Source organism: Kiloniella litopenaei, from assembly GCF_000982415.1.
Lineage (GTDB): Bacteria > Pseudomonadota > Alphaproteobacteria > Kiloniellales > Kiloniellaceae > Kiloniella > Kiloniella litopenaei.
Map to the genome: position 1 here is coordinate 146,977 of NZ_LANI01000001.1, position 14,046 is coordinate 161,022.

Annotated in this window: 13 protein-coding genes; 8 read left to right on the forward strand and 5 right to left on the reverse strand. The window is 46.8% G+C overall.

The features are described from left to right. Positions 1–104 precede the first annotated feature (104 nt). On the reverse strand, positions 105–1,430 hold the full coding sequence (locus tag WH95_RS00695) for an adenylate/guanylate cyclase domain-containing protein (RefSeq protein ID WP_046501660.1): 1,326 nt from the start codon (positions 1,428–1,430) through the stop codon (positions 105–107). A 129-nt stretch (positions 1,431–1,559) separates the two neighbouring features. On the opposite strand from WH95_RS00695, the gene WH95_RS00700 reads away from it, so the two are divergent. Further along, a complete protein-coding gene (locus WH95_RS00700; protein ID WP_052741666.1) occupies positions 1,560–2,057 on the forward strand; it encodes a DUF2059 domain-containing protein in 498 nt (165 codons plus the stop codon). 39 nt (positions 2,058–2,096) lie between these two features. Here the strand turns inward: WH95_RS00700 and WH95_RS00705 are convergent, their stop codons facing one another. After that, positions 2,097–3,206 (reverse strand): right-handed parallel beta-helix repeat-containing protein, encoded by a 1,110-nt coding sequence (locus WH95_RS00705; protein WP_046501662.1) that lies wholly within the window; start codon positions 3,204–3,206, stop codon positions 2,097–2,099. Between the two features lie 272 nt (positions 3,207–3,478). On the opposite strand from WH95_RS00705, the gene WH95_RS00710 reads away from it, so the two are divergent. From WH95_RS00710 to WH95_RS00730, 5 genes are all read left to right on the forward strand, one after another. Then, positions 3,479–4,153, forward strand: coding sequence for a winged helix-turn-helix domain-containing protein (locus tag WH95_RS00710; RefSeq protein WP_046501666.1), 675 nt, complete (start codon positions 3,479–3,481; stop codon positions 4,151–4,153). A gap of 29 nt (positions 4,154–4,182) precedes the next feature. Next, the gene (locus tag WH95_RS00715; RefSeq protein WP_052741667.1) at positions 4,183–5,598 is read left to right on the forward strand and encodes a sensor histidine kinase; all 1,416 of its coding nucleotides are present in this window, start codon (positions 4,183–4,185) and stop codon (positions 5,596–5,598) included. A gap of 64 nt (positions 5,599–5,662) precedes the next feature. Then, on the forward strand, positions 5,663–6,181 hold the full coding sequence (locus WH95_RS20260) for a chloramphenicol phosphotransferase CPT family protein (protein ID WP_052741668.1): 519 nt from the start codon (positions 5,663–5,665) through the stop codon (positions 6,179–6,181). Between the two features lie 152 nt (positions 6,182–6,333). After that, entirely contained in the window at positions 6,334–7,860 is a 1,527-nt protein-coding gene (locus WH95_RS00725; protein WP_046501667.1) for a protein adenylyltransferase SelO, read from the forward strand. Positions 7,861–8,159: 299 nt separating this feature from the next. Continuing rightward, positions 8,160–8,666 (forward strand): hypothetical protein, encoded by a 507-nt coding sequence (locus tag WH95_RS00730; RefSeq protein WP_157845842.1) that lies wholly within the window; start codon positions 8,160–8,162, stop codon positions 8,664–8,666. Positions 8,667–8,708: 42 nt separating this feature from the next. On the opposite strand, the gene WH95_RS00735 is transcribed toward WH95_RS00730, so the two are convergent. Both WH95_RS00735 and WH95_RS21770 read right to left on the reverse strand, forming a co-directional pair. Beyond that, the gene (locus WH95_RS00735) at positions 8,709–9,068 is read right to left on the reverse strand and encodes a GFA family protein (RefSeq protein ID WP_046501672.1); all 360 of its coding nucleotides are present in this window, start codon (positions 9,066–9,068) and stop codon (positions 8,709–8,711) included. 273 nt (positions 9,069–9,341) lie between these two features. After that, positions 9,342–9,467: a hypothetical protein gene (locus WH95_RS21770; protein WP_281174795.1), complete on the reverse strand. Its 126-nt coding sequence runs from the start codon at positions 9,465–9,467 to the stop codon at positions 9,342–9,344. Between WH95_RS21770 and WH95_RS00745 the strand changes: the two genes are divergently transcribed. Together WH95_RS00745 and WH95_RS00750 are read left to right on the forward strand one after the other, a co-directional pair. Beyond that, positions 9,460–11,829 (forward strand): DEAD/DEAH box helicase, encoded by a 2,370-nt coding sequence (locus WH95_RS00745; protein ID WP_082113919.1) that lies wholly within the window; start codon positions 9,460–9,462, stop codon positions 11,827–11,829. The two genes, WH95_RS21770 and WH95_RS00745, sit on opposite strands and share 8 nt — an antisense overlap. 209 nt (positions 11,830–12,038) lie before the next feature. Beyond that, a complete protein-coding gene (locus WH95_RS00750) occupies positions 12,039–12,524 on the forward strand; it encodes a GNAT family N-acetyltransferase (RefSeq protein ID WP_052741669.1) in 486 nt (161 codons plus the stop codon). Positions 12,525–12,545: 21 nt separating this feature from the next. Here the strand turns inward: WH95_RS00750 and WH95_RS00755 are convergent, their stop codons facing one another. Further along, complete coding sequence (locus tag WH95_RS00755; RefSeq protein ID WP_046501676.1) at positions 12,546–13,931, reverse strand: aminotransferase-like domain-containing protein; 1,386 nt, start codon at positions 13,929–13,931, stop codon at positions 12,546–12,548. Positions 13,932–14,046 lie beyond the last annotated feature (115 nt).

Below are 14,046 nucleotides of genomic sequence, written 5' to 3' on the forward strand. Positions count from 1 at the left end.
AAAAAAACTGCTCATGACTTTGATAAAAATAGAAAATCATTTTCAATCAAGAATGTTAATGAAACATCAACTTGAGCAAATTAGACAATTTCGCAAAACGATTATTAGTCGTGAACACCATAAAGTTTTACTGGCTGGCTTTGCCCCCGAATAGTTGCTTCGCCATGCAAAGACAACGACGATGTTTCTAGCTTTGCAAATGTATGCCCGGACACCAATAGAGACTGATTTTTTTCTTTTGCCAAGGCTTCCAAACGGGCAGCCAAATTCACCGCGTCACCATAAACGGTATAGCTTTGACGACCGCCCCCTCCGACATTTCCAGCAACAACAGATCCGGTATTAATGCCGATACGGATGGAAAGCTTTTCCCCGGAAAAGTGTCCCTCTTCCACACGCCTTAACATTGCCTTTGCTGCCTGCAAGGCATGTTCTGCATGCTTTGTATCCTCGAGCGGTACGTTGAAAATCGCAAGTATAGCATCGCCATGAAAGGTCGCGACAATGCCACCGTTTTCCATGATGACATTCGTCATCTCGTCAAAATAGCTATTCAGTACACCAACTGTTTTAGCCGGCCCCAAACGTTCTGTCAGGCTGGTAAAGCCAACAACATCGGCAAAGAGAATGGTTGCCTCTCTTTCCAATGGGGCCAGAAGTCCTTGATCGTTAATCATTGCTTCGACAATAGGTTCCGGTACAAATCGTCCGAATATCCCCGTGATGGATTGGCGATCGCGTTCAGCTGCCAGTTTATCCCGCATGGTATTTTGTGCCCGTTTCATCACTATCGCGATCAAGACAGCAACAACCACAAGAATAATTGCTTCCTGAATACGACTGCCCGTGCCACCAAACATAGGGTTCAGAATAACCCTTATGGCGTCATCAGCTGTTGGGCTGCTGGGAACGTCTCCCCAATCAAGAACATTTCCATCCGTATGCACCACCCATGCATAAGCACCAAGCCACCCGGCCGCACCAATGCCCCCGGCCCATAAAACAAGTCTGGGCGAAAAGCTAAAGGCCACAACGGCAAGAATAATAAAATAATAGGTAAGCAACGGGCTGCGGAAAACCATCACCTGGGGCAAATCAGCCGTTTCGTATAGGGGTTGCGTTGCAATCAAGACCGAAAGAATAGCGACATCAATGGCCACAAAAAAATACTTAACCCAAAACTTGTCCCACCGCGTTCCGATAATACGGTGATGAACCAACCCCAGAGAAATAAGCAGTAAAACCAGTATACCAAACTTTAAAGAGACACCGGGAAGCGCCAAACGAGACAAAATCAGCCAAATACCCAAAATCAAGAGCGCAATCGTACGCCCTGCAATAGCAAGCTTTAACCCTGCACTTTGAGCCTGATTGAAAGTCTGATCCAGATCAGATGCCAGATCGGGATTATGATGCGAAGACCGGGCCATTTATAAATTCTCTTTTCAAGTTTTGTCTTCTTCACTTAATACTTGCATGATAAACAGGAAGAGCTTCGTATAAATTGCATCCAGAAAACCAATTTATAAAATAAACAGTTTTTATCATCAGGGGTAATTATGAAAAAACTCTTTCCTGCTTTTTCATTTATTTTTTCTTTGATCGTTCTTCCTGTACAGGCCGAAACGTCATCAACAGAAAAAACAGCCATCATCAATGAGTTACTTGAAATTACACAGGCAGAAAATACAGCCAAGTTAATGGGAAAAGCTGTTGTTCAAAACATTTACGCTGGTCTCAAACAGGCCAATCCTAATATACCACCTCGTACATTAAAAATAATCGAAGAAGTTACAATTGAAATGGTAGAGGAGGATATTAATAGCCCGAGTTTCAGAGAAGATATTCAGAGAATTTACAGCAAACACTTTACGACAGACGAATTGAAGGAAATCGTTATCTTTTACAAAACACCCGTCGGTCAAAAAGCCATATCAAAAATGCCCCTGATTATTCAGGAAAGTACCGCAAACAGTCAAAACAAGCTTCAAAAAATCATGCCAAAGATCATGTTAAGGCTTGCGAAACGCTTCAAAGAAGAAGGAATAGAGCTTTAACCTCTATTCCTTCTCGATAAAAATATAACGGTCCAACCTTTACTTGGCCATAACGGGACCGCGGTAAAGGGCTTTAACATCCAGTGATTCTTCCGGTACACCCTGTCCATTTATGGTCAAGGTGGTCCCGTTTTGTCGTATCCAGTTATTGTTGCTGGCTTTGGTTCTTGCGCCACCCCAGAAAAGGTTATAAGCGTTAAGTTCAGGCAGGTTATAAGACGATTTTTTTACATAGGTCATTAAACCAAAAAGCGCTGCGTCCTTGATCTCAGTTTCCATAATATCAACAACGCTTCCATCTTTCGAAGCCACGCCAACGCCAACAGATTTAATTACGCCGCCCATGACACTTACCACAGAATTTTCGCCGACTGAAATTCCCTTGTCATGCACGTCAGAAATATTAGGATTTTCAACCCACCCCCTTGTTTCTGAAAAATCTATCCCATCCCCCCCAATATCCGTAAAAACGCCGTCTTTTATAACGCCATTAGAATAATCGCTATCGACGGCATCAGACCGCATATTATCAAACCGCGTGTTCACCATTTCAAATTCTGATAAAATGATGTTCAAGCCATCCTCTGCTTGAGAGTTCTTAAACAAAGACTCTTTGATCGAAGCATTGGACCGGTAAAAGGTTACGCCCCCTGTCAGTTCCAAACGATCATTTTTGAGAGCATCAGTATCTGTAACAACAACATTTCTCAGTTTGGACAGGCTTGTTGCTTCGTGAACATAAATTCCTTTCCAGGACTGATTGTCTTTGCCCTGAAAAACAATCGGCATCTGAGCTGTTCCCACAGCTTTAAGCGGACCATTTACGATCAAATAACTATCCTGCGAAAAATTGAGAACAGTCCCTGGTTCAACCGTCAGTTCACCGTCAAGTACAAGTGGTTCGGAAATATCCCAGTTCCCTGCTTTAATATGAAGCGTGTCCGAATTTTCCGTAAACATTGCATTCCTGTCTGCCACAAACCACGATGGCTTCTGCAAGACAAATCCTGATAAAAAATACCCTTTGGTAATATCTGTATAGGCCACAAGTGCCGAGTACCTGATTTCCTCAAATTTAACCCACCCCAAAAGAGCCATCGGGATAATAGACAAAGATAGAAAGGTTTTTAAATTCTGTTTTCTTAACATACTTAAAGCTCTGCTTTCATTGACAAAACCAACGGGGACAAAACCAACGGGAAAACTATTTCCTGAGGTAGTTTGTATTTTCGGGCAGAACAAAACTAAGGCTTGCTAGTTATCATCAGCGTGTCTGAATTCTAAATTTTTGTTCATGTTATTTATTTCCCCCTTTAACGTGTTAGTATCAGCACCAGACAAGGCGAAACACCCCAATCCAGACCTTAAAATCAAGCCCACATAGGCACCAACACAGCGAGTATCAGGATCAAATAATTTAGATGCGGGCATTAATAATCGAAGACGACCACGAGGTTGCCAGCTTTGTAGCTCAAGCCCTGAAAGAAGCGGGGTTCATAACAGATAGCGCACACGATGGACGCGATGGTCTTTTTATGGCCGCGAACGAAAACTATGACATCATCATTCTTGACCGTATGCTCCCCACGAAAGACGGCTTGTCCGTTTTGAAAACCTTGCGGGCAACTGATATCACAACGCCGGTACTTATTCTGTCCGCTCTGGGTGATGTTCGACACCGAATTGACGGTCTGAAATCCGGTGCTGATGACTATATGGTCAAACCCTTTTCCGTTGCAGAGCTTTTGGCGCGCGTACAGGTCCTACTTAAACGGACAATACCTTCAAACACAGAATCCCAACTGACAGTCGGCGACCTAAAAATCGACCTATTGTCCAGAAAGGCGACCCGCGCCGGGACTGAAATTGACCTGAAACCAAAAGAATACAAATTGCTGGAATTCATGATGCGTCACGCCGGGCAAGTGGTCACCCGCACCATACTTCTGGAACAGGTCTGGGATTATAACTTTGCCCCGCAGACCAATGTAATCGACGTTCACATGTCGAGATTACGCAACAAAATAGACAGGGACTATCCAAACGAGTTGTTACACACAATTCGTGGCGCAGGATACTGCCTGCGCGAAGACTGACCCCAAACCAAGCCGACCGGATTGATGTTTTGAAAACCAAGGCCCCACACCTTTCTCTTTCCTTGAAATTCGCCCTGAGCTTTGGCGCGATCTTTATTATCAGTACCCTCGTCTTCGAAGCAGTTGTTTCAGAGACATCCGAATATTTCATGGAAAAAGAAATAGACAGCAAACTCCAGACGAAAATAAGTGACATGCGGGGCGTCTATGAACTTGGGGGTATTGATCTACTGACCAAGTTAATTGAAAAACGTTCCGCACAATCAGATGCAGAAACAAGAATTTACCTGCTTGCAGATGCAGATTTTCAAAAACTATCCGGAAATATAAATCATTGGCCAGCTGGCGTCCCCAGAATAGCAGGCTGGACAGAGCTTGAAGACACGGATGAAAACCCCAATGAATACAGATTTCTGGCCTTAAATCTTGATGATAAATATTATCTTTTATTGGGGCTTGATACCATTAAGGAAGAAGAGCTGGAAGACTATGTCTTTTTGATTTTTCTGGGGGCTGTTCTCTTTAGCATCACCGGGGGCTGTGCCGCAGGGTTCTTTTTGCACCATAACCTTAAAAACCGTCTCGATCTGATTTCAAATACTTGCACCGACATCATGCAGGGCCATTTTTCGCATCGCATTCCTGTATCACACACAAGCGATGAAATCGATGTAATGGCCCACACATTAAATGCAATGCTTGATCGTATCGAAACCCTGATGGACGGTATTCGACATGTGACGGACAACATAGCCCATGACCTGCGGACCCCCCTGACCCGCGTTCATGGCCGGCTGGAAAGCCTGTTGGTTCTGACAAAAGGGGATAAAAATCGTCAACTGGTTGAATCAACCATAGCAGAGGTTGATCAACTCTTGATGACCTTTACCGCCCTGCTCAGTATATCCCGCCTGGAAACAGGTGAACTGGAAACGAATTTCAAACCAATACGACTGCCCCATCTGGTCAAGGACACCATCGAAATTTACGAACCCCTTGCCGAAGATAAGGGGCAACAGATTATCCTTAACGACGCTTTGATGAGCCAGCATACTGACAACTCTCGTTCATCCGGGGATAAGCCATTAATATCAGGCGATTGTGATCTCATCGCCCAATGTGTTTCAAATCTATTGGACAACGCCATTAAATATGGCCCAGAGAACAGTGTCATAACCATCCGTATAGATAATTCGGACACCCATGTGACATTGTCCATCCACGACCAGGGCAATGGCATTCCCGAAGCAGAACACAAAAAAGTTCTGGAACGATTTTACCGTGTGGAATCAAGCCGAAATTTACCGGGCAACGGCTTGGGGCTTGCTCTCGTTTCTGCGGTTATCCATCTTCATAATGGCAACATGAAATTCAGGAATGAAAAAGGCTTTCAGGTTGAGGTCTCATTACCAATTGCAACGCCTTTACGAACGACAAAAATATAAACAAAATACCTTCGGCTAAATTAAATCGCTCTTACCTTTTCTTTGCAACACAGTACATTTTTCAATGAATTCAAAAAACACTCAGACAGGTAAAGTTATCATTTTAAATGGGACATCCAGTGCAGGAAAAACAACATTAGCCAAAGAAATCCAAGCAAGATTCAAATCGGTTTATCTGCATTGTTCCAGTGATATGTTCTGGAATATGACGCCCCGGCGTATTCCCGCCAGTTCGATCAATTTCCCAAACTTGAAGTTGGCGATGGCCCAATCAATAAAATGCCTCGCTTTGACGGGACACAATGTTGTTGTCGATACAATATTTCCAGGACGGCAATCACAAGACGATATAATCAAGACGCTCGGTGATATAGAAAGCATTACAGTTAAAATAGAATGTTCTCTCGCCGAGCTAAATAGAAGAGAACAAGTGCGTGGAGATAGAAAACCCGGGTTAGCAGCTTCACAAATAACAACGGCACATACAGATATCATTTACGACTTAACGATCAAGACAGATGAAAATTCACCACATGAGTGTGTCCAGAAACTAAAAAGAGCGTTCCCTCATTTTGATAGCTGATTTTTCCAAAGCACCCTTTTCGTTCAGCATACTTTTATGACAAGCTCGCACCCCACCGCTGCAAATCAAAAAGACAAAACATCTTTCCCATTGTTCATAAGCCCGACTATCCCTATTTTTAAAACACGATCCGCTCTCGAAAATTGGTGCCAATGACCTCTACTGTAACCATTCCCTTTGACAACAGCTTTTCCCGGCTGCCCGAACAGTTCTATACCCGTCAAGATCCTGTTCCAGTGGCCGCGCCCAAACTTATTAAGGTGAATGAAGATCTTGCCACGCTTATGGGTATTGATCCTGCTGAACTGAAATCCGATGACGGTGTTCAGATGCTCGCAGGGAATAGTGTCCCCGACGGTTCCTCACCACTGGCTATGGTTTATGCCGGTCATCAGTTTGGCGGGTGGTCACCACGTCTTGGGGACGGGCGCGCGATTTTATTGGGTGAAACCCTTGGGACAGATGGTGTTCGCCGGGATATTCACCTCAAGGGATCGGGGCGCACCCCCTATTCCCGTGGTGGTGACGGGCGGGCATGGTTGGGTCCTGTTCTGCGCGAATATATCATCAGTGAAGCAATGGCAGCATTGAATATCCCAACAACACGTGCTTTGGCTGCTGTAGAGACGGGCAACAAGGTTCTCCGCGAAGAAGGCCCCCTGCCCGGGGCCATTATCACCCGCGTCGCCCAAAGCCATATCAGGGTCGGCACCTTTCAATATCACTATTCCCGCGGTGACCAAGACGCGCTGCGCACACTGGCGAACTATGTCATAGATCGTCATTACCCCGATGCCAAACAGGCTCAAAACCCCTATCGCGCGTTGATCGAGATGGTCATGGACCGACAGGCCAGATTAATAGCCAAGTGGATGCAGGTTGGCTTTATCCACGGTGTTATGAACACCGATAACATGTCAGTGGCCGGCGAGACCATTGACTTTGGCCCCTGCGCCTTTATGGATACCTACCACCCCGGCACTGTTTTTAGCTCTATTGATCATGCAGGCCGTTATGCATGGGCAAAACAACCCGGTATCGCACACTGGAACCTTTCCCAGTTTGCCCAGTCCCTGCTGCCGACTTTACACGAAGAAGCGCAAGTCGCCGTTGGCATCGGTCAGGAAACTATTGATGAATTTCAGGATATTTTCAGTGGTTATTACTTCGAAGGTTTTGGCAAAAAGCTTGGCCTTACGACATTGCAACACGGGGATCCTGATTTCATTGGCGACACCCTGAAACTCTTGTCAGACAACGAGGTTGATTTCACCCTCTTCTTCCGCCATCTCACGGGCTTCGCCCGATCTGATATGGGGCAAGACCAAGACACCCCAAAACAAGAACAGGCACAAGACCATAAACAAAAAATGCAAAACCTGTTCAAAGATCCTGAGGCCTTCAATAACTGGCTCTCGCAATGGCAAACGCGACAGGATCAGGAAAAAGCATCCCCTAAAGAACGCCTTGAGATCATGCGCAAATCAAACCCGATCTACATCCCCCGAAACCATCAGGTCGAAGCGATGATCCAAGCCGCCGTTTCGGGTGACTACGGCCCCTTTGAACAACTCCACAGCGTCCTGTCAGATCCTTTCACCGAACAACCCGACAACGCCCGCTACGAAGAACCTCCCAAGCCAGAAGAAGTTGTTCATGCTACTTTCTGTGGGACATAAATCGCTCGATGCTTCAATCATATGATCAGATTACGCCGATACTGGTTCACATTTCCCCGTTCATCATTTAAGGAACTTCCTCAAGGAATACGCATAGGCTGTGGCATTACTGCTTATAATCAAGAAGACGCCATTAACATATTACAGACATCCGTATTTAAAAGCCCTGAAATGCCGGAATTTGAAACCATAACCCAAGATGTTGATATATCCACCTTAGACGGAAGCCATATTCTTCCTAACATGGACGATGTCACATTAAGAGGCATATGGTTTCCACTAGGGTATCCATTACCGAAGTGAATACAACAATGCATTATTTCACTGCAAAAACAGATAAAATAAAGCTAATCCAAAGTCATTTTCAAAATTTGATTAGTCACGAAATTACAGGCTATGGATTACCTCAATGTATGTTTGCAGAGAGCCATGAATGGGAAGATTGGATGGATTTGCCCCTAAGGCTCGTTTTTGGGTCACATACACTTTCAATTTCATGGATGAGGTGTGGAGATTTAGCTATTGCATCAGGAAACTATCGTCCATCACGCCTTGGCACGTCAAAAGTTCGCTGGGTAAACGATGGAATTGAAAGTCTCTCTCCTATTTTAGGCATGAAACTAAAATCAGTAGCTTTAGGTTACAAAAAAGATGAAATTTACGACGACGGCACTCCTTCATGGCAACATTTAATTTTGACATCAGATCAAAACTTAAGTTTTGATCTCTATGCTGCAGGAGATGAAAATGCCTTTAAGATCTATACAGAGAAACCTGATATAAAAACTTGTATCTGCTGCAGTTAATCAGAACCTAATAGCCCTTCTTAAATTCAACCTTCGATTAAGTTACTCGTCAATAAAGCTCCAGGTATCGGCGCCGTCGAACTTGCGGATTTTGATGCCTTCGATATCGTGGCGTTCGAACAGGCGGGCATTTACTGCGATACGGGGTTCAGGGTATTTGTCTGTTGCAACCCAATGGGTGACACAGCCACAGTTTTCACAGTGATGGAAAGCTTTTGTTTCCTTGCCAAATTTATAGGCTTTGGTTTCGCCGCCAGAACATTCGACCTTTATCTGGTCCGGTGTTGAATAGGTCCAAAGCGCACCATAACGGTGACAGATTGAACAGTTACAGCTCAAAAGAAATTCTGGTTTGTAATTGATTGTCAGACGAACGGACTGGCAATGACACGTTGCTTCCACTGGTTAGACCCCTGTTTTGATTTTTTTATTTGGATAAAATTTTGGTATCTTGAGAATTCTTGTTATTAATATAGTCCCTTTTACCATCAAATACATCCTGAAAGCGGAAATAAGGGTTATTTCACAGGACAGAAGAATTGTTTCGTTTCTGTCTGCTTTACTTTTTTGGCAACACAACGTACAAGAGCGCCAGCTTTCAAGTATTTTACGATAAAGTATGTACGGTGGCCCCCTCTGATCCGAAAGACAAAAAGATTGAGGTCCCCATTCACGTTATACCTGCCGCGCCTGTTCGTTCGCTATCGGAATTGATGGCCCTTGCCGCGCAGCCAGAACATTGCCCAGAATATCCATATGGGATATTACGGCTAAATAATCAGAAAGATTAAAGATGTCCAATTCGGATACCCCCGTCAACGACACCCCAAAAGACCTTACAGAAGACCCAAAAGACGCTACAGAAGACATTGTAGAAGGTGCCTCCGTTGATACATCCGTAGAAACCAGCGCCGAACCAGAACAAGCTGATCCCCCAGAACAAGTTGATCCCTTTGCGGGCGTGGCCGCACCCTTGGCAAAAGCCTTGGCAAAAAAAGGCTATGCCAAACTGACCCCCGTTCAAAAAGCTGTTCTTGATCCGGAACTGGCCGATGCAGATGCGTTGGTTTCCGCTCAGACCGGTTCTGGTAAAACCGTTGCCTTTGGTATTGCCCTCGCCCCCACACTGCTAGAGGGGCAAGACCATTTCAAACGCGCCGATGCGCCCTTTGCCCTGATCATCACCCCAACCCGTGAACTGGCTCTACAGGTCATGCGCGAGCTAGAGTGGCTCTATGGCGATACAGGTGCCAGAACGGCCACCTGCGTTGGTGGTATGGATATGCGCAGCGAACGTCGGGCGCTGGAACGGGGCGCACATATCGTTGTTGGCACGCCCGGACGTCTTCGCGACCATATCGAACGCGGCTCGCTTAACATCAGCGCCCTTCGGGCCGTCGTTCTGGACGAGGCTGATGAAATGCTCGATCTCGGGTTCCGGGATGATCTGGAATACATGCTGGACACCACACCGAAAGAACGCCGCACCCTGATGTTCTCGGCCACCGTCCCCCGCAGCATTGCCATGCTTGCCAAACGTTATCAGCGTGACGCGGTGCGCATTACAACCAAGGCCGAGGAAAAGCAGCACAGCGATATTGAATACCGCGCCCTGACCGTTGCCCCCAACGACAAGGAAAACGCGATCATCAATCTGGTTCGCTACTACGAACCCAAAAATGCCATTGTTTTCTGTGCGACCCGTGCCACGGTCAACCACATGACCAGCCGCTTTTCCAATCGCGGTTTTTCAGTTGTGGCACTATCCGGTGAGTTAAGCCAAAACCTGCGCAGCCATGCCATTCAGGCCCTGCGTGATGGCCGGGCACAAATCTGTATTGCCACCGATGTCGCCGCCCGTGGTATTGACTTGCCAGATCTGGAGCTTGTTGTTCATGCCGATATCCCCAAAAGCCGTGAACCACTGTTACACAGATCAGGCAGAACAGGTCGCGCAGGCCGCAAAGGTGTTTCCGCCCTTATTGTTCCTTATAACTGGCGCAAGCGCACCGAACGCCTTTTGGAAAGTGCCAGGGTTGAAGCAACATGGGCCAAACCCCCATCTGTCGAAGAAATCCTGCAACGTGATCGCGAGCGGTTCCTTGCCAACCCGACCTTGACCGAACCTGTGAAAGAAGAAGAGCAGGCTTTCGTCAAAGAGCTTATTGAACAGCACGGCGCGGAACAGATTGCGGCCGCGTTGATACGGACCCAAAGTGCTGGCCGCCCCGCCCCCGAAGAACTGCTGGACCGTCCTGAAAGGCCAGCACGGGAAAGAGACCGCGATAGAAATCGCCGAGATCGTGACGGGGATGATGGGTATGAATACGGCAATGGCGGCAGACGCAATAACGCCCCTGGCACCCGTAAAGAACGTGTGGATTTCGAAGACGGTGTCTGGATTTCCATGACAGTTGGGCGCAAGCACACTGCCGACCCCAAATGGCTATTGCCAATGGTGTGTCGCGCGGGTTGTATTACAAAAAAAGACATCGGTGCCATTCGTATCCACATGGCTGAAACCCATGTCGAGCTAACCCCAAAGGGTGCTGAAAAGTTCTTTGAGACCCTTGGTGGCAGCAACCGGATAGAGAAAACCATCACGGTCAAACGTCTGGAAGGCATTCCGGATCTCCCCGAAGATACACTTGATGAAGATGGTCCCGGATACCACCGCAAACCACGAACCATGAATCGGAGCGAAGGCAGAAAGGGAGAGAGTAAAAAGCACAAGCAAAAGCCTTTCCGCGATAACTTCAACCGTAGTGATCGCAGCAAGGAATACAGCCGCCGCGCAGCCGAAGAGAAAGACGCCAAGGGCCGGGATCACGCAAAAAAAGATTACAGTTCCAAAACAAAGGGCAAGTTCAAAGCTAAATTTGGGGCTGATGGCAAGTTCCAGGAACCACAGGATGGCAAAGGCAAAAAGCCGTGGTTTGACGACAGCTCTGAAACCGGACGTTCCGAAAATGCAGGAAACAAACGCGGTAAGGCAGACAAAAAACCATTTGGCAAAAAAACATTTGGTAAAAAGCCTTTTCGCGAGAATGCCCAAAAGTCAAAATCAGGCGCAAAACCTTTCAAGGGCAGAGGTGGCAAAGCAGCTAGCGACAAAACCGGCGCTTCTACGCTGAAACGAAAAAAAGGCCAAAAGAAAGATTAGCCTCTCCCAGATTGGTGAGTATTAGGGAAAATCATAGGCCTCGGACTTCAATAAAACGTCAATCAAAGCAGTTCAGGAGCCGCAATTTTTGTTGCGGCTCCTTTTCATATCAGGACTTTTCATTCACACTAAAACCACAACCTATAACTACACAATACATTAAAATAAAAACCCTTAAGAGCAGTCTTCATTTATAAGGAATATAAGACGTGAGCATTCAAACTGGCCGCACAGCCATTCTTGTCCCGATGTCAGAGACCGAGTATCCGGCCTGGCGTGATCATGGCATAAAGGCCTATGCGGAAGACAAGGCACAATCAGGTTACAGCCTAGAGAATGCCCTGAAACTTGCAAAAAAATCATATGAAAACGGCCTGCCGCAAGGGCTTAACACGCCGGATAACTATATTTTCACCATCCTGAATGCCACAGAACAACCCGTCGGTGCACTCTGGTTTGCCGTCAAGGAACACTACGGGAAAAAGTCAGCCTTTATCTATGACATAGAAATTAACCCGGCAGAACGTGGTAAGGGGCTTGGCAAAGCAACCATGCTGTCACTGGAAGAAGAGGTTAAAAAACTCGGCGTCAACAAAATCGGTCTGCATGTCTTTGCTTTTAACAAAACAGCACACGCCCTCTATGCCTCGCTTGGTTACAAAACCACCGATATCACAATGGAAAAGACAATCTAGATCACGGACCAAGGAGCGGTATTATCGCAATAGATCTTCAAGGACCCCAAATATTCTGGGGTTCTGAGATTGGGCAGCATTAAATCGGATATAGTTATCAGCGGACTGTGTGATACTGAAAACACTGCCGGGGGCCAGAATAACATCACGGGCCAAGGCACGTTGCGCCAAATCAGACGCATTCACACCCTGTGGCAGTTCGCACCAAAGAAACATCCCCCCACGCGGTTCGATCCACGGCTTGATCCCAAGCTTGTTTAGACGAGCGGCCGTCGTCCCCATGGTATCCGCCAACTTTGTTTTCAGGGCGTCCAAATGTTTGCGATAGCTACCGTCCTTCAATACCGACAAAACAAGTTCGGCGGAAAAGTGTCCGGCCCCGAAAGACGTTGCAATACGTAAATCCGCCAGACCATCAATCCAGTCTGGTCGGGCGATAATATATCCACAACGCACCGAAGCAGACAGGGTTTTAGAGAAACTACCGATATGAACGACCCGCTCTAAGCCGTCAAATGCGGCATAGCGCGGGGCATGTTCATGTTCCAGATCGGCAAAGATATCATCTTCGATAATTGTCAGGTTGTGTTGTTCGGCAAGCTTTAAAACCCGATGCGCCACAACCGGTGACAGCGTTGCGCCAGTTGGGTTATGCAGACCAGAATTGGTGATATAAAGCTTTGGCTTGTGTTCAATCAATGCCTGTTCAAAAGCCCTAATATCGGGTCCGTTGGGGGTAAAGGGAACGGAAACAACCTTTGCCCGATGCGCCCTTAAAAGCGCGTGAAAATTAAAATAACAGGGATCATCAACAACCACACAATGCCCCGGTTCCAGCAAAAAACGACAGAGTTGATCAATGGCCTGTGTACCAGATCCGGTAAGGATAATCTGGTCAGGGCTGGCGTCGATACCATAGCCCGCGGCGCGTCTGGCCAGAAACTGGCGCAGTTCTGACAACCCCAAGGGCGAACCGTATTCGGTCAAAATGGTATCATTCGCCCGTGACAGAGATCGCAATGCTTTGCGGATAGATGTTTCCGGCATCCACGATGCTGGCATCCAGCCACAGCCGGGTTTTAGAAAATCGCCCCCGGCCTCTAGCGACTGACGCGACACCCAAAGGGGATCAACTTCGCGATCCAGTTTTGGACCAATCTCTGCCAATGACAAAGGCGCCAACTGTCCCGCCACATAAAAACCCGATCCCGGACGTGAAATAATAATTCCCTCGGCAGAAAGACGGTCATAGGCCTCAACAACAGTTGACTTTGAAACCTGCATATCCTCGGCAAAGCGACGGATAGAGGGCAACTTGGCCCCCGGCACAAGGGTCCTGCCCGCAATCCGTTGCCTGATCGCCTCCATGGCCCTCTCGACCAGTGTCATCTCTTCTGTCAAAACCATATCTGTACCTATTCTGTAACCAGTACAGTTTAGCAAAACTGTACCCAACTGTATCTGGAACAGTTTCCTTTCGCAACCTACAAAGACACTGAGGTTCGGGTAACAACTAGATGGT